The organism is Halomonas urmiana (genome assembly GCF_005780185.1).
In the GTDB taxonomy this organism is placed as follows: Bacteria; Pseudomonadota; Gammaproteobacteria; order Pseudomonadales; family Halomonadaceae; genus Halomonas; species Halomonas urmiana.
Genome location: NZ_VBUI01000003.1, coordinates 22,510 through 37,995, shown reverse-complemented (window position 1 = coordinate 37,995; position 15,486 = coordinate 22,510). Strand labels below are relative to the sequence as shown.

Below are 15,486 nucleotides of genomic sequence, written 5' to 3'. Positions count from 1 at the left end.
GGGCTCAGCCCCGCTGGAAGGGATAGACGGCGCCAAGCGAGAGCAGCCGCGTCAGCTCATCCAGGGCGGTGAGGGTCTCGGCGGCGAGCTGCGGGTCGGCCAGGTCCTCCGGGGCCAGGCGATCCCGATAGTGGCGCTCGACCCAGGCGGTGAGATCGCCATGTAGTCCGTCGTCCAGCAGCACCCGGCCGGCGAGCGCGGCCCGCTCGGCGGCCGAGAGCACCACTCGCAGGCGCAGGCAGGCGGGCCCGCCGCCATTGCGCATGCTCTGCTTGACGTCCTTGACCACTACCTCGGAGATCGGATTGTGGCCGGCCAGCAGGAGATCCTGGATGGTGCGCCAGACGCTCTCGCGCTCCTGGCACTCGCCGGGCACCACCAGGGTCATGGTCCCGTCGGGATTGGCGAGCAGCTGCGAATTGAAGAGATAGGAGGCCACGGCGTCCTCGAGGCTCACCGCCTCCTCAAGCACCCGCACCGGGATCAGCGGGGTGGGCATCTTCGCGCGCAGCGCCTCCAGGGTGCCCTGTTCGTCGAGGAAGGCCCGCTCGTGATAGAGCAGCACCGGGCCATTGCCCACCGCGATCACGTCATTGTGGAAGACGCCGGCGTCGATCGCCTCGGGGTGCTGCTGGGCGAACACCACCTGGGACTCCGACAGGCCGTGCTGGCGGGCGATCGCCTGGCTCGCCTCCAGGGTCTGGCGCGCCGGATAGCGACGCGGCGCCACGCCCTCCTCCTCGCCCCAGCCGAAGGCGGCCCGGCCGTAGACGAACAAGTGCACGCCGGCCTCGCCATACTCGGCGGCGAGCCGGGTGTGGTTGGCCGCGCCCTCGTCGGAGAAGGCCGGCGTGCCCGGCAGCGCCGGGTGATGGGCGAAGTGGCGCGCGTCGCGGAAGATCGAGGCCAGCACCCGGCCGGTGGTGTCCGGCTCCAGGTAGCGGTGAAAGCTCGACTGCAGGTTGGCCGGCGTGAAGTGCACCCGGCCATCCGGGGCGTCGGCCGAGGGCGTCACGGTCGCGGCGTTGGCGGTCCACATGCTCGAGGCCGAGCAGACCGCCCGCAGCAGCTGCGGAGCCTCGCCGGCCGCCCGGGCCAGCACCTGGGCATCGCTGCCCTGGAACCCCAGGCGACGCAGCGCCCCCAGGTCGGGGCGCTGCTGGGGCGGCAGCACGCCCTGGGCATAGCCGGCGTCCATCAGCGCCTTCATCTTGCCCAGGCCCTGCAGGGCGGCCTCCTTGGGGTTGGCCACCAGGCCCTGGTGGGTCATGGAGGCCAGGTTGCCCAGCGCCAGGCCGGAGTAGTTGTGAGTCGGGCCGACCAGGCCATCGAAATTGACCTCGCGCACGTCCGCGATCGGCCGTTCCCCGATATCGTTCATCGCATCGCTCATAGCGTCACTCCCGGCGGCAGCGTCTCGGGCAGGCTCAGCGCCTCGCTCTCCATGGAAGCCACCGGATAGGCGCAGTAGTCGGCCGCGTAGTAGGCACTCGGGCGATGGTTGCCGCTCGCCCCCACGCCGCCGAAGGGCGCGTCGCCGGAGGCGCCGGTGGTCTGGCGATTCCAGTTGACGATGCCGGCGCGGATGCGCAGCAGGAAGTCGTCCCAGTCGCCGCGCTCGCCGCCGATCAGCCCGGCCGAGAGGCCGTAGCGGGTGTCGTTGGCCAGGCGCAGGGCGTCGTCCCAGCTCCGGTAGCGATAGACCTTGAGCAGCGGGCCGAAGTGCTCCTCGTCGGGCACTTCGAGGCCGGTGACGTCGATCAGCGCGGGGCTGAGCAGGCTAGTGCCGGCCTCCAGGCGCTCCATGCGCGCGAGCACCGTGCCGCCGCGCGCTTCCAGGTCGTCCTGGGCCGCGAGCAGGCCGTCGGCCGCCGCCACGTTGGCCAGGCCCGCATAGAAGGGCGCCGGCTCGCTGAACTGGCCGGCCACCCGCAGCCGCGAGATGGCGTCACTGAGGGCGTCCAGCAGGTGATCGCCCACCTGGCCCTCGGGCACGATCAGCCGCCGGGCGCAGGTGCAGCGCTGGCCGCCGGAGAGGAAGGCCGACTGCAGGATGGTCAGCACGGCGGCTTCCTGGTCGGGCACATCCTTGACCACCAGCGGATTGTTGCCGCCGAGCTCCAGGGCCAGGATCTTGTCGAACTGGTCGGCGAACTGGCGATGCAGGATGCCGCCCACTCGGGCGCTGCCGGTGAACAGCAGGCCGTCGATGCCGGGGTGCGTGGAGAGCGCCTGACCCGTGGCGGCCGCGCCCTGGACGAGGTTGATCACTCCGTCGGGCAGCCCCGCCTCCTGCCAGCACTGCAGCGTGAGGTCGGCGATCATCGGCGTCTGCTCGCTGGGCTTGAAGACCACGCTGTTGCCGGCCAGCAGCGCCGGGACCATGTGGCCGTTGGGCAGGTGTCCGGGGAAGTTGTAGGGGCCGAACACCGCCATTACCCCATGGGGCCGATGGCGCAGCACGGCGGTGGCGTCGCCCAGGTCGCGACTGCGCTCGCCGGTGCGCTCCTGGTAGGCGCGCAGGGAGATCGCCACCTTGCCGATCATCGCGCCGATCTCGGTGCGCGCCTCCCAGAGGGGCTTGCCGGTCTCGTGGGCGATGGTCGCGGCCAGGTCCTCTCGGTGGCGCTCGAGCACCTCGCGGAAGCGCTCGACCAGCGCCTGGCGCTCGATGAAGGGAGTGCGGGCCCAGGCCGGGAAGGCCTCGCGGGCGGCCGTCACGGCGGCGCCCACCTGGGCCTCGTCGGCCGCCTGGCCCTCCCAGAGACGCGCGTCGGACACCGGGTCGCGCTTGGCGAAGGCCTCGCCTCGTCCCGCCTGCCAGGTGCCGCCGATCAGCAGTTGTTCTGTTGCCTTCATCACGCCTCCTCCTCGGTATCCAGTATGCGCAGGGTGTCGCCGGAGGCGACCTCCAGCCGACGCGCCTCGGCCTCGTCGAGGGTCACCACGCCCTGCTCGTCCGGGCCCCGGCCCAGCCAGGCGGCCCGGAAGCCGGCCATGCCGGTGGTGGCCGCCAGCCAGCGCGGGCGCGGCGACGCCTCGAGCACGCCGGCCTTCACCTCCACCCGGCAGCGCCGCGACAGCCGCACGCCGCGCACGTCGTCGATGTAGGCCTCGACGGTGGGTCCACCGTCGAAGATGTCGATGTAGCCCTCCCAGCGCAGCCCCTGCTTCTTGAGCATGGCCAGCGCCGGGCGGGTGTGTTCGTGGACCTGGCCGATGCAGGCGCGCGCCGCCTCACTGAGGAACGGGGTGTAGATCGGGAACTTGGGCATCAGCTCGCCGATGAAACTCTTCTGACCGAGCCCCGTGAGCTTGTCCGCCTCGTCGAAGTCCAATGGGAAGAAGTGGCTGCCCAGGCACTCCCAGAAGGGGCTGCGGCCGCGCTCGTCGAAGACGCCGCGCATCTCGGCCAGCACCTTCTCCGGGAAGCGGTCACGGAACTCGGCCATGAACAGCCAGCGCATCATCGACAGCAGCGCGCCGTTACGCTGGTGACGGGGGTCGCCGCCGCGGTACTCGGGCCGCAGGAACAGCGAGGCCACCTCGGCGTCACCGGTATGGTCGGAGCTCAGGAAGAGGGTATCGATGGTGCGGTGCAGGTCGAGCTGCACCGAGGAGTGCGCCAGGGTGCCCAGGCGATAGTGGTAGAAGGGCGTCTCGCGCCCCACCTGGCCCTCGATGGCGCAGCAACCGGCCAGCCGGCCGGTCTCCTCGTCCTCCAGCACGAAGAAGTAGAGCCGCTGGTCCACCGGGGTGCGCTCCTCGAAGGCGCTCACCGTCGAGGCAATCCGGGCGGCCAGGAACTCGCGGTTGTCGGGCAGCGAGGTGAAGCCCACGCCGGTCTCCCGGGCCAGGGCCTGGAGTTCGTCGATATCGCTCTCGACGATCGGTCTCATGCGCATTACAGCTCTCCCTCGTCGTAGCCCGCGTCATCCGCGTCCGGCAGCGCCAGTGGGGCAGCCAGCACGGCGCGGCCCTCCTCCACGCCCAGGAGCTCGGCGTGCTCGGGCGAGAGCATCAGCTGCCCGGTGGGCGACAGCGCATAGCGCGCCACCACGCAGCGGAAGTCCACCAGCCGCTGGTTGGCGACCATGGCCGGCTCGGCATCGGGCAGGGCATGGGCCGGGCGGATGCGCACCGGGTGCCAGGCGGCGCGGCGAAAGCTCACCAGGCGCTCGCGCTCGCCCTTGATCACCGGGCCGGCATCGAAGATGTCCACGTGACGGCTGCGCAGGAAGCCCTCGGCCAGCATCTCGTTCATCGCCGACTCATGGTCCGGGTGCTCGCGGCCGATGGCGGCGCGGGCCTGGGGCGTAAGCAGCGCCAGATAGAGCGGGAACTGCGGCATCACCTCGGCGACGAAGCTCTTCGAGCGCACCCCGGCGAAGTAGTTGATCTCCTGGTAGTCGCGCACGAAGAAGTGGCGGCCCACGCTGTTCCAGAACGGCGACTCGCCCTGATCATCCAGGTAGCCCGGGAAGGCCATGGCGAGCAGGTCGGCGAAGCGCTCGGGGTACTGGCTGATGAACATCAGCCGCGCGCGGCGCAGCAGGCTCTCGGCGCTGGTGCCCTTGTAACGGGCATCCAGCGACAGCGCGCAGAGCAGGGTCGCCTCGGAGACCTCGTGGGAGAGCGCCAGGGTCGGCACCTCCCGACGCACATCGAGCTGCTGGGAGGCGTGGATCAGCGTCTCCTGGCGATAGGTGTAGTAGGCCTCGCGAGCACCGGCCTGGGCGCGGATGGTGGCAGTACCGGCCACCTCGCCGCGCTCCAGGTCCTCGAGCACGAAGATGTAGTGCTCGTCACCGGGCGCCTCGATATCGCCGGCGAAGGCGCGCTGGGAGCGCGCGATGCGCTCCTCGAGACGATCGCGATGGGCCGGCAGGTTGGTCAGGCGCGGCGTGGCGCTGCCGGCCAGCCGCTCCAGGGACGGCAGGTCCGCCGGGCGAACGGGACGAATGACCAGCATGGCAGGATCTCCGTAAGGGGATGAGTCGTCGCGCATCGGGGAGCCGCGGCTCACTGCCCCGCCACCAGACGCGCCACCGCCCGCTCGAGACGTGCCATGCCCTCGCGGATGTCCTCCTCGGGGATCACCAGCGACGGCGCCATGCGCAGCACGTTGGGCCCGGCGATCAGCGCCATCAGGCCCTCCTCGATGGCCAGCGGCAGGATCTCCTTGGCACGCCCCTCGTACTCGTCAGACATCTGGGCGCCCATCAGCATGCCCATGCCGCGGATCTCCTTGAACACGCCGTACTGGCGATTGATCGCCTCGAGGTGCTCACGGAAGAGGTCGTGACGATGCTTGACGCCCTCGAGCACCTCGGGAGTGTCGATGTACTCGACGGCGGCCAGCGCCACGGCGGAAGCCAGGGCGTTGCCGCCGTAGGTGGAGCCGTGGGTGCCGATGGCCATGGCCGGGGCGATGGCGTCGGTGGTCAGCATGGCGCCCACTGGGAAGCCGCCGCCCAGCGACTTGGCGCTGGTCAGGATGTCCGGGGTCACGCCGTACTCCATGTAGGCGTAGAGCGAGCCGCTGCGGCCGACGCCGGTCTGCACCTCGTCGAAGATCAGCAGCGCCTGGTGCTCATCGCACAGCGCGCGCAGCCCCTCGAGGAACTCCTGGCTGGCCGGCAGGATGCCGCCCTCGCCCTGCATCGGCTCGACCATCACCGCGCAGGTGTCGTCGCCCATCAGCTCGCGCACCGCCTCGAGGTCGTTGAACTCGGCGTGCAGGATGCCCCCCGGGATCGGCCCGAAGCCCTGGGAATACTTGGGCTGGCCGCCGACGCTGACGGTGAAGAAGGTGCGGCCGTGGAACGACTGGCGAAAGGAGATGATCTTGTCCTTGTGCTCGCCATGCTCGTTGTAGGCCCAGCGGCGTGCCAGCTTGAGTGCCGCCTCGTTGGCCTCGCCGCCGGAGGAGCAGAGGAACACCTTGTCGGCGAAGGTGCGCTCGACGAGCGCCTGGGCGAGCTTCAGGGCCGGCTCGTTGGTGTAGACGTTGGCCAGGTGCCAGAGCTTGTTGGCCTGCTCGGTGAGGGCATCGACCAGCACCGGGTGGCAGTGGCCGAGGGCGTTGACGGCGATGCCGCCGGCGAAGTCGATGTACTCCTTGCCCTCCTGGTCCCACAGGCGACTCCCCTCACCGCGCACCGGGATCGCCTTCTGGGGGGCGTAGTTGGGCACCATGTACTGGTCGAAGTCGGCGCGGGTCGGGGTCTGGCTCATGTCGCTCTCCATACTCGGAATAAGGGATCTTGGAATACCTCGAGTATAGGGAGGGCCGGGACGGGAAGCTTTCAGCAATGGGACGGCGAGTTGTGTAAAAGGATGGGGTAGGCTGAAGAGCCCCCTCCACAGGAGCCCGTCATGTTCAACACCACGGCCTGGAACCGGATCCGCTATGGCCTCTACGCGCCCGTCTACGACCTGGTGGCCGAGCGCGCCTTTCGCGAGGCGCGCCGCCGGGCCGTCGAACAGGTGGACTGGCGCCCCGGCATGCGGGTGCTGCTGGTCGGGGCCGGCACCGGGCTCGACCTGCCCTGGCTGCCCCGCGACATCGAGCTGCATGCCGGCGATCTCTCGCCGGCCATGGTGCGGCGTCTCGCGCGCCGTGCCGAGGGGCTCGGTCGCGATGTCCAGGCCGAGGTGATGGATGCCGAGCGGCTCGACTATCCCGACGATCACTTCGACGTCGTGGTGATGCACCTGATACTGGCGGTGATGCCCGACCCGGCGCAGGGCCTGGCCGAGGCCCGCCGGGTGCTGCAGGGGAACGGCCAGCTCTGCGTGATGGACAAGTTCCAGGCCGACGCGCGCCCGGCGAGCCTGCCCCGCCGCGGGCTCAACGCCCTGACCTCGGCCATCGCCACCGACATCACCCGCCAGGCCCGGCCGCTGCTGGAAGGCGCCGGCTTCGTGATCGAGCAGGATACCCCGGTGATGATGGGCACGCTGTTCCGTGCGCTGCTGGCGCGCCCCGCCTGATCGGGCCGAACGGCCGCCGCTGCGCAGGCGGCTCCTGGGGGCACCAGACGCCGCCGATCACCACCACGGCGCCTGCCGGATTCAGGCCAGGCGCTCCTCGCGGGGCGTGATGCCGAAGTGATTGCGGTAGGCGGTGGAGAAGTGGGCCGCCGAGGAGAAGCCGGTCAGCAGGGCGATCTCGCCGGCGGGGTGGTCGCTCTCGCGCAGCAGCCGACGCGCCCGCTGCAGGCGCAGGTCCAGGTAGTAGCGGCTGGGCACGGCCTGCAGGTACTTCTTGAAGAGGCGCTCGAGCTGGCGCCGCGAGATGCCCAGGTGCTCGGCCAGCTCGTGGGTGGTCAGGGGCTCCTCGATGTTGGACTCCATCAGGGCCACCGCCTCGGAGAGGCTCTCGGGGGCATTGCCGAGCCGCGAGCGCAGCGGCATCTGCTGAGGCTCGTCGCCCATGCGGATGCGCTCCAGCACGAAGTGCTCGGAGATGCGCTCGGCGAGCCGGGGGCCGTGCTGGCTGCCCACCAGGGTCATCATCATGTCCATGGCGGCGGTGCCGCCGCCGCAGGTCAGGCGATCGCGGTCGATCTCGAAGAGCTGGCGCGAGAGGCGCACCTGGGGGAAGTCATCGGCGACGGCGTCGAAGCGCTGCCAGGGCAGCGTGGCCCGGTAGCCGTCGAGCACCCCGGCCCGGGCCAGCACCTCGGTGCCGCCGCCGATGCCGCCCAGCAGCACCCCGGCACCGGCGAGCCGGCGCAGCCAGTCGACCAGGGCCTCGGGGATGCGACCGGCGAGGGGCCCGGGGGCGCACACCAGCAGCAGGTCGAGCGGGTCGTCCACCTCGCCGATGCCGGCCTGGGGCATCAGCGCCTGCTGAGAGGCGCTCGCCACGGGGCCGGCCGCGGTCGCGAAGGTGGTCAGCCGATAGAGCGATCGCCCTTCCAGCCGATTGGCCACGAACAGCGGCTCGGTGGCACAGGCCTCGGCCAGCAGAGAGAAGCCAGGCAGCACCACCACGCCGACGTGGCGCGTGAGCGACGTCGGGCGAGGGGAAGAAACGGAGTCGGGCATGCGGATCTGGCCTTGGGTCGGCGCCGGCAGGCACGGGGAAAGCCCCTATCTTACCCAAGGCCGGGCGGGATCCACAGCCCCGCCGGAAGAGCGGGGCAACGGCGGCAACCTAGGGGCCGTTGCCGCTCAGCAGCAGCATGGCCGCCGCCGCGAGCCCGAGCACCACGATGACGATGGGCAGCACGCGAGGCAGCCTGCCGGGCGGGCTCTTGGCCTCGGGCTGCTCCACGTCCGGCTCGGGCTGATCGTAGTCCTCGGGCTGGCTCACTTCCTTGAGATGCTGCAGTTCCTCTTCCGGCGTCTTGCTGTCGCGGGTATCCATGGCTCGCCTCCTTCGCTGGAGAACCGATCCCGCGTCTGCACACCTGCCGAAAACGCGGGGCCCTACAGGTTCACGACATCGAAGTCGGCTACTGGGTTCACATCGGCGTCGTAATCCACGTCGTCGCGCTCGAAGCCGAACAGCTTCAGGAAGTCGTGCTTGTAGCCGGCGTAATCGGTGATCTCGAAGAGGTTCTCGGTGGTCACCTGGGGCCACAGGTCCTGGCAGGCCTGCTGAACGTCGTCGCGCAGCTCCCAGTCGTCCAGGCGCAGGCGGCCGGCCTCGTCGGTCTCGGCGCTGCCCTGCCCTTCACCAAGGTACAAACGCTCGCCGAACAGGCGGTTGAGCTGGTCGATGGTGCCCTCGTGCAGCCCCTTCTCCTTCATCACCCGGTAGACCATGGCGATGTAGAGCGGCATGACCGGGATGGCGGCGCTGGCCTGGGTGACCACCGACTTGAGTACCGCCACGTTGGCGCCGCCGCCGGTGGCGGAGAGGCGCTGGTCGATCTCGCCGGCGGCGCGATCTAGGTCTTCCTTGGCCTTGCCCAGAGCCCCATGCCAGTAGATCGGCCAGGTGATCTCGGTGCCGATGTAGCTGAAGGCCACGCTGCGCGCGCCCGGGGCCAGCACGCCGGCGCGATCCAGGGCCTCGATCCACAGTTCCCAGTCCTCGCCGCCCATCACCGCCTTGGTGTCCTCGATCTCCTGCTCGGTGGCGGGCTCGACCTCGGCCTCGATGATGGCGTCCTTGTTGGTGTCGATGGCGGTGGCGCGATAGGTCTCGCCGATCGGCTTGAGGCTGGAGCGCTTGAGCTCGCCTGAGTCGGGCAGCTTGCGCACCGGCGAGGCCAGCGAATAGACCACCAGGTCGACCTGGCCGAGGTCCTGCTGGATCAGCTCGATGGCCTTCTCGCGCGCCTCATGGGAGAAGGCGTCGCCGTTGATCGACTTGCTGTAGAGCCCTTCCGCCTTGGCGAACTTGTCGAAGGCCGCGCTGTTGTACCAGCCGGCGGTGCCGGGCTTCTTCTCGGTGCCCGGCTTCTCGAAGAACACGCCCAGGGTGTCGGCGCCGTAGCCGAAGGCGGCGGTGACCCGCGCCGCCAGGCCATAGCCGCTGGAGGCACCGATCACCAGCACCTTCTTCGGGCCGTTGGCCTTGTCCAGGCCGCGCGCGCGGGTCGCCTCGATCTGCTCGAGCACGTTCTGCTGGCAGCCGACGGGATGAGTGGTGGTACAGATGAAACCGCGAACCTTGGGCTTGATGATCACGACAGACCTCGTTTTTGCTGGCGGACACGACGGCCGGGCACGGCCGTCGGCCTCGAATGAGTGGCACGAACGCATGAGCCGTGCCGGAGTGGGCCACATTCTAGCGGCAAGGGCGCCGGCTGTCCGCCCTTGAGGCCACTGCCCGGCTGGTGCAGGATTGCCTGCGACGCCCGAGCGGCAAACCCTGCAGGAGAGAGTGGATGGATGCGCAGACCCTGGTCGATGAGCGCGGCGAGCTGTGGCTCGCACTGGCCCCGCTGTGGCTGGAGCGCGAGCCCCGCGAGACCGACTATGCGCGCATGGTCGCCGAGATCCAGCGCCACGAGCTGAGCCTGCGCGACCTGGAGTGGATCTTCCGCCTGGAGCTCGCCCCGGTGATGGCTCGCCACCAGCTGTCGGTGGCCGGCGAGTGGCGCTCCTTCGATGACTATCAGCTGATGCAGCAGCTGGTCTCCCACAACCTGCGGCTCAAAGGCTGGCGGCGCAAGAGCTGGGTGCTGTTCTCGGGGCTGACCACCATGATGACGCGCCATCGCTGGAACGAGCTGATCGGGCGCGTGATGGTCGAGCGCGGCGAGACCCCCTGAGCCTGGCGCGAATGCCAATGGCCCTGGAGCGTGTGCCCGCGATCAGGGCTCGTCCAGGGCCTTCTCGAGCGCCTCGCGCAGCTCCGCCTCGCCGTCGCGGGGGGAGAAGCGCCGGATCACCCGGCCATCGCGGCCGACCAGGAACTTGGTGAAGTTCCACTTGATCATGCCGGTACCCAGCACGCCAGGCGCCTGGCGCTTGAGTTCGACGAAGAGGGGATGGGCGTCGCTGCCGTTGACCCGTACCTTCTCCATCAGCGGGAAGGAGACGCCGAACTCGTGCTCGGCGAAGCGGCTGAAATCCAGCGCCGACTCCGGCGACTGGCGAGCAAACTGGTTGCAGGGAAAGCCCAGCACGGTGAAGCCGCGGTCGCGATAGCGCACATAGAGGTGCTCGAGGTCGCGCAGCTGAGGCGTGAAGCCACACTGGCTGGCCACGTTGACGATCAACAGCACCTGACCCCGCAGGGCGCGGAGGTTGAAGGGCTGACCGCTCTGGGTGCGGCATTCGTGGTCATGAATGGTCATGGATCAGGCTCGCTCTCAATATTCCTACGATGACACGCCGGTTTCCCGGGCGCCAGCCCCGCCCCCGCCTCGCCGCGGCTTCGGCTTCGGCAGGCGGCGGCGCACCTCGGCCACCCGCCTCGACAGCCGCCGCCGACGCACGGCCCGCTCGGGCGCCTCGAGCGGGGCATAGGCGAGCCGCTCGAGATCATCGGCGCAGTCGTTAAGGGCACGGCCCGCCGGCCCGGCGCGGGGCGCGATGCGCCGAAGGTGAGCGGCGGGTGACTCCCCGGGCAGCGCCGCCAGCCCTCGGCCGGCCAGCCAAGCCTGCAGGGCGCCGACCAGGCGTCGCTCGTCCTGCTGCAGCCGCCACCGGTGAGCGCCCAGGCGCGCCAGCAGCGCGACGCCCGCCGCCATCAGCAGCAGAGCCGCCAAGCCAAGGGTCGTGGCCAGCACGCCGCGCCCCGGCAGCCAGGCCTCCAAGTGCGCCCAGGCCGCTCGCCAGCCATCCGCCAGCCGCGCCAGCAGCGAACGACGCGACTCGCGCTGAAAGCCGATCACCCCGCGCTGCCAGCGATACTCCAGCCGCTCCCAGCCCAGGCGCAGGCGATTCGCCCAGCCCACCTCGCGCAGGCGCAGCGCCGAGAAGCGAGCATCGGCCAGGAAGGCCTCGGCCCCCTCCTCGACCGCCTGGGGCCCCTGCTCGATGCGCTCCGGGGCGATCACCGCCGTGGGGTCCAGGCGCTGCCAGCCGCCCTCCCGCCAGACCTCCACCCAGGCATGGGCATCGTAATCACGCACCGTATAGTAGCCGTCGGGATGACGCTCCCCGCCCAAAAAGCCCACTACCACCCGCGCCGGAATGCCCGCCATGCGCGCCATCACGGCGGCCGCCGAGGCGTAGTGGCTGCAGTAGCCGGCCTGGCTGTCGAACAGGAAGTCGTCGACGCGATCCTCGCCGACGAGTCGCGGCGGCGAGAGCGTGTAGCGGTAGGATGCTTCGCCGAAGCGCGCCATCATCGACTCGAGATAGGCCTCCGGGTCGCCGCCGCTCTCGCGCCAGAGTCGCTCGACCAACGCCCGAGTGCGCGGATTGGCCTGCACCGGCAGCAGACGGTGCCAGCGCGACCCGGCGGGATCGGGATAGGCCGGCGCCGCACCGCTGCTGTCGAGGCGCAGCAGGCCGCGGGAGCTCAGCGCGGTGAGCCCCTCCAGGGTGCCGTCGGCCAGGTAGCGCTGGGCCTGCCCGGTGGCAAGCGGTGCGCCGAGAGAGGGCCGCCAGGGGCGGCTGTCGGGCTCCAGCAGCAGCTCGGCACGAAAGCGCGCGGTCGCCGGCGCCTGCCAGGGGGAGCGCGCGCCCACGCCGACGAAGGCCCCGACGGGGCGTTCCAGGGTCGCGGCCAGCTGCTCGGGGGTGGCCCGCGACCAGCGGATGCCGTCGAAGTGCGACAGGGTATAGACCCGCCAGTAGCGCTCGCCCGGGGCGGGGTCGGGGCCCTCGAAGCGCGCCCGGAAGGCTCGCCCGGCGCTGCGCGAGAGCTCGGCGATGTCGCCCGGGGCGATCTGATCGGACAGCCCGGTGGAGGCGCGATCCAGTCGCGGCATGCTCCACAGCGGCCCCAGGCGCGGAAAGGTGACGAACAGCAGCGCCATCAGCGGCGCCGAGAGCGCCAGCAGCCAGGCCGCCTCGCGCCACGCCTGGCGACGGTCGCGGCCGCCGGCGAGCCGCACCAGCGACTGCAGCAGCCAGGCGAATGCCAGCAGCGCCGCGGCGGCCATGGGGATGCCCTGATCGTGGAGGAAGGCCACGGCCGTGGCGATCAGGCCGATCATCACCACGACCCGGGCGTCACGGCGATCCTGGGTCTCGAGCAGCTTAAGCAGGTAGACGCCAAGCAGCAGGCCGATCAGGGCGTCCATGCTGCCCAGGGTGCCGTAATGAGCGCGCAGCGCCAGCACCAGGGCCCCCACGGCGGCGATCCGCATCACCACGCCGACGCGAGGCCAGCCGCGACGCCACTGCTGCCACCGATAGCCGCCCACCGCCAGGGCCAGTGCCAGGAGCCAAACGGGCATCCAGGCCAGGTGCAGCGCCAGCACTAGGCACTGGCCGATGAACAGCTGGCGCAGCAGGCTACCGTCCAGGCGCCGACCATCGGCGAACGGCGCCATCTTGTCGCTCAGGGCGGGGCGAGAAGCCGGACGCGGGGCGCTCATCGCGCGCCCTCCCCCGTCGACGGCCCGAATCGTGCCAGGGCATCCAGTGCCCGGCGGCGCTGGCCGTCGCCCTCCCCCTGGGCCAGGGTCAGGCCCGGCAGCCGCAGCCCGAAGCGCTCCCCGGCACGATGATGGGCGAGCACCCGAGCGCAGAGCACCGACAGGCGCCGCTCCGGATCGCCGCGGCAGGCGTCATAGTCGAGCCAGCGCTCGCGGCGGGGCGGCGCACTGAACTGCTTGGTGGCGAGCACCCCGCTGCGGCTCCACTGCTTCCAGGCCACCTGGCCGGGGCTGTCGCCGGGCTGGAAGCGGCGCAGCCCGGCGAAGTCGCCGGCATCCTCGTCCGCGCCGCCCTGGCGCGCCGTCGGCGCCTCCTCCTCGAGCGGGCGGGGCCAGACCAGCAGTTCGGCGTCGTGACTCACCCAGGCCACCACGCGCACGAGGCCCAGCGGCCAGCGCGTCTCGATGCGCAGCCAGGGCAGCGCCAGGCTGCCGCGCGTGGGCGTCGGCAGGGCCAGCTCGGCCTCGCCGACCCCCTCGTCGATATCCAGCCAGGCGTCGGCGCCATCGCAGTGCAGCTCGAGCGCCATGCGCGGACGGCGGGCCCGCAGCACCACGCCAAGACGCGCCTCGCCGCCGGCGAAGGCCTCGCGGGGCAGGCGCAGCCCGGGCATGACGCCCAGCAGGTTGAGCCAGCCGCGCAGCAGCGCCACTACGCCGACGCCGAACAGCCAGAAGGCCAGCCCGTAGGCCAGGTTGTTCTGGTAGTTGATGCCGAACAGCAGCAGCACGACCACCAGGGCCGCCCAGCCCAGCCCGAAGCGGGTGGGAATCAGGAATAGCCGCCGCTGAGGCAGCGGCGCGTCGATCGGGGTGGCCAGGCGCCCCCGCCACCAGCGGCGCAGCCGCTCGCGGCGCGGTTCGCGGGGCGCCACCCCGGCCATCACGCTCATCCCATCACCGACACACGGGTCAGCAGATGGCGCGCCAGGGCCTCGCCCTCCTCTCGCGGTCCGTTGCTGAGCCGGTGTCCCGTGACTGGGACCCACACCGCCTGGACGTCATCGGGCAGCACGTGGTCGCGCCCCTCGAGCAGCGCCCAACCCCGCGCCGCCTGCAAGAGGGCCAGCACGCCACGAGTGGAGAGCCCCCAGGCGAGTTCCGGATGCTCCCGGCTGGCCGCGGCCAGCGCCTGCACGTAGTCGAGCAGCGCGTCGGCCACGTGGATGCGGTCGAGCCGTGCCTGCCAGGCCCGCAGCCGCTCGGCATCGAGCAGCACCGGCAGCGAGGCGAGCCGGGCTCGCCCGGCCTGGCCGCGCAGGACCTCGCGCTCGGCGCGCGGGTCCGGGTAGCCCAGCGACAGGCGCATCAGGAAGCGGTCGAGCTGCGATTCCGGCAGGGCGAAGGTGCCGGCCTGCTCATGGGGGTTCTGGGTCGCGATGACGAAGAAGGGATCCGGCAGCGAGCGGGTCTCGCCCTCCACGCTCACCCGCCCCTCCTCCATGGCCTCGAGCAGCGCGCTCTGGGCCTTGGGGGTGGCGCGGTTGATCTCGTCGGCGAGCACCAGGCCGTGGAAGATCGGCCCCGGGTGGAAGCGGAAGCTTCCCGCGCGCGGGTCGAAGACCGAGACGCCGAGCACGTCGGCGGGCAACAGGTCGCTGGTGAACTGCAGGCGCTGCATATCGAGCCCGGTGACCCGTGCCAGGGCCTGGGCCAGCGTGGTCTTGCCCAGGCCGGGCAGGTCCTCGATCAGCAGGTGGCCACGGGCCAGCAGACAGCAGAGAGCCAGGCGCACCTCACGGGGCTTGCCGAGCACCACCCCCTCGAGGACAGCGAGCAGGGCGTCCAGGTCATCGAGCTGTGCGGGTCGGTTCATGGCCGGCCGGCCTCCAGCTCGCCGGTGGCGCGCAGCGCCTCGACCGCCTGGCGGGTGTCCGGGGTAATGCCCTCCAGGGCCAGCGCCTCGTCGGGCGCCAGCCAGAAGGCGTCGGCCACCTCCTCGGCCTGCAGGGTCAGCGGCCCGTCGTGATCGACCAGGAAGACGCTGCCGAAGATGTGGTTGCCGCGTTCGGCATGCACGAACTCCAGGGCATGGCGCAGCGGCACGCCGCGGATGCCGAGCTCCTCGGCCAGCTCGCGGCGCGCCGCCACGTGCACCGCCTCACCGGCCCCCACCACCCCGCCGGCGGCCAGGTCCAGACCGCCCGGGAAGACCTCCTTGGTCAGGGTGCGACGCTGCACGCAGAGCTCGCCGCGGGCGTTGCGCACCACGATATAGGTGGCCCGGTGCCAGAAACGAAAACGCCGCATGGCGGCCCGCGGCGCGCTGCCGCAGGGGCGATTGCGGGTATCCACCAGCTGGATCTGCTCGTCGGCGATGAACGGTTCGGGCGGCGCGTCGGCCTGGGAGGGTTGGACGGTCATGGGGGACTCCAGTGAAATTGCCTTCAGCCTAACCAGTCCCGGCCGAAGCGTCACGCCAGGCGTTGACTGCCCGCGGGGCGCCGACCATGCTCAGGTGAGCCCT

General features: G+C 71.1%; 15 protein-coding genes. 2 read left to right on the top strand and 13 right to left on the bottom strand.

Translation table 11 applies throughout. From position 1 onward, the window contains the following. Positions 1 to 4 precede the first annotated feature (4 nt). From astB to FEI13_RS02550, 5 genes are read right to left on the bottom strand one after another with little or no spacing between them, the layout of a single operon-like run. The gene (astB, locus tag FEI13_RS02570) at positions 5 to 1,393 is read right to left on the bottom strand and encodes an N-succinylarginine dihydrolase (RefSeq protein WP_240036400.1); all 1,389 of its coding nucleotides are present in this window, start codon (positions 1,391 to 1,393) and stop codon (positions 5 to 7) included. After that, complete coding sequence (astD, locus tag FEI13_RS02565; RefSeq protein WP_138179251.1) at positions 1,390 to 2,859, bottom strand: succinylglutamate-semialdehyde dehydrogenase; 1,470 nt, start codon at positions 2,857 to 2,859, stop codon at positions 1,390 to 1,392. The genes astB and astD overlap by 4 nt, the downstream gene beginning before the upstream one ends. Beyond that, positions 2,859 to 3,905, bottom strand: a complete 1,047-nt coding sequence (gene astA / locus FEI13_RS02560) for an arginine N-succinyltransferase (protein WP_138179249.1) — start codon at positions 3,903 to 3,905, stop codon at positions 2,859 to 2,861. Before astA ends, astD begins: the two co-directional genes overlap by 1 nt. After that, positions 3,905 to 4,972 (bottom strand): arginine N-succinyltransferase, encoded by a 1,068-nt coding sequence (locus tag FEI13_RS02555; protein ID WP_138179247.1) that lies wholly within the window; start codon positions 4,970 to 4,972, stop codon positions 3,905 to 3,907. The genes astA and FEI13_RS02555 overlap by 1 nt, the downstream gene beginning before the upstream one ends. Positions 4,973 to 5,022: 50 nt before the next feature. Continuing rightward, positions 5,023 to 6,237 carry an aspartate aminotransferase family protein gene (locus FEI13_RS02550; protein ID WP_138179245.1) on the bottom strand — a complete coding sequence of 405 codons (1,215 nt, stop codon included), beginning with the start codon at positions 6,235 to 6,237 and terminating at the stop codon, positions 5,023 to 5,025. A gap of 141 nt (positions 6,238 to 6,378) precedes the next feature. Here FEI13_RS02550 and FEI13_RS02545 point away from each other — a divergent pair, with 141 nt between their 5' ends. Continuing rightward, positions 6,379 to 6,996 (top strand): class I SAM-dependent methyltransferase, encoded by a 618-nt coding sequence (locus FEI13_RS02545; RefSeq protein WP_138179243.1) that lies wholly within the window; start codon positions 6,379 to 6,381, stop codon positions 6,994 to 6,996. A gap of 81 nt (positions 6,997 to 7,077) precedes the next feature. Here the strand turns inward: FEI13_RS02545 and FEI13_RS02540 are convergent, their stop codons facing one another. From FEI13_RS02540 to fabV, 3 genes are all read right to left on the bottom strand, one after another. Next, complete coding sequence (locus FEI13_RS02540) at positions 7,078 to 8,055, bottom strand: GlxA family transcriptional regulator (protein WP_193555708.1); 978 nt, start codon at positions 8,053 to 8,055, stop codon at positions 7,078 to 7,080. A gap of 109 nt (positions 8,056 to 8,164) precedes the next feature. Beyond that, positions 8,165 to 8,377: a hypothetical protein gene (locus tag FEI13_RS02535; RefSeq protein WP_138179241.1), complete on the bottom strand. Its 213-nt coding sequence runs from the start codon at positions 8,375 to 8,377 to the stop codon at positions 8,165 to 8,167. Between the two features lie 62 nt (positions 8,378 to 8,439). Further along, the gene (gene fabV, locus FEI13_RS02530; protein WP_138179239.1) at positions 8,440 to 9,648 is read right to left on the bottom strand and encodes an enoyl-ACP reductase FabV; all 1,209 of its coding nucleotides are present in this window, start codon (positions 9,646 to 9,648) and stop codon (positions 8,440 to 8,442) included. 200 nt (positions 9,649 to 9,848) lie between these two features. On the opposite strand from fabV, the gene FEI13_RS02525 reads away from it, so the two are divergent. Then, positions 9,849 to 10,235 (top strand): DUF7079 family protein, encoded by a 387-nt coding sequence (locus FEI13_RS02525; protein ID WP_138179237.1) that lies wholly within the window; start codon positions 9,849 to 9,851, stop codon positions 10,233 to 10,235. 42 nt (positions 10,236 to 10,277) lie between these two features. Here the strand turns inward: FEI13_RS02525 and FEI13_RS02520 are convergent, their stop codons facing one another. The 5 genes from FEI13_RS02520 to FEI13_RS02500 are packed head-to-tail and all read right to left on the bottom strand — an operon-like array spanning position 10,278 to position 15,383. Then, positions 10,278 to 10,763, bottom strand: coding sequence for a glutathione peroxidase (locus FEI13_RS02520; RefSeq protein WP_138179235.1), 486 nt, complete (start codon positions 10,761 to 10,763; stop codon positions 10,278 to 10,280). Between the two features lie 24 nt (positions 10,764 to 10,787). After that, entirely contained in the window at positions 10,788 to 12,959 is a 2,172-nt protein-coding gene (locus tag FEI13_RS19595) for a transglutaminase TgpA family protein (RefSeq protein ID WP_138179234.1), read from the bottom strand. Further along, positions 12,956 to 13,912: a DUF58 domain-containing protein gene (locus FEI13_RS02510; RefSeq protein WP_138179232.1), complete on the bottom strand. Its 957-nt coding sequence runs from the start codon at positions 13,910 to 13,912 to the stop codon at positions 12,956 to 12,958. Before FEI13_RS02510 ends, FEI13_RS19595 begins: the two co-directional genes overlap by 4 nt. Continuing rightward, entirely contained in the window at positions 13,909 to 14,835 is a 927-nt protein-coding gene (locus tag FEI13_RS02505; RefSeq protein WP_138179231.1) for an AAA family ATPase, read from the bottom strand. The genes FEI13_RS02510 and FEI13_RS02505 overlap by 4 nt, the downstream gene beginning before the upstream one ends. Beyond that, positions 14,832 to 15,383 (bottom strand): NUDIX hydrolase, encoded by a 552-nt coding sequence (locus FEI13_RS02500; RefSeq protein WP_138179229.1) that lies wholly within the window; start codon positions 15,381 to 15,383, stop codon positions 14,832 to 14,834. Before FEI13_RS02500 ends, FEI13_RS02505 begins: the two co-directional genes overlap by 4 nt. Between the last annotated feature and the right edge of the window lie 103 nt (positions 15,384 to 15,486).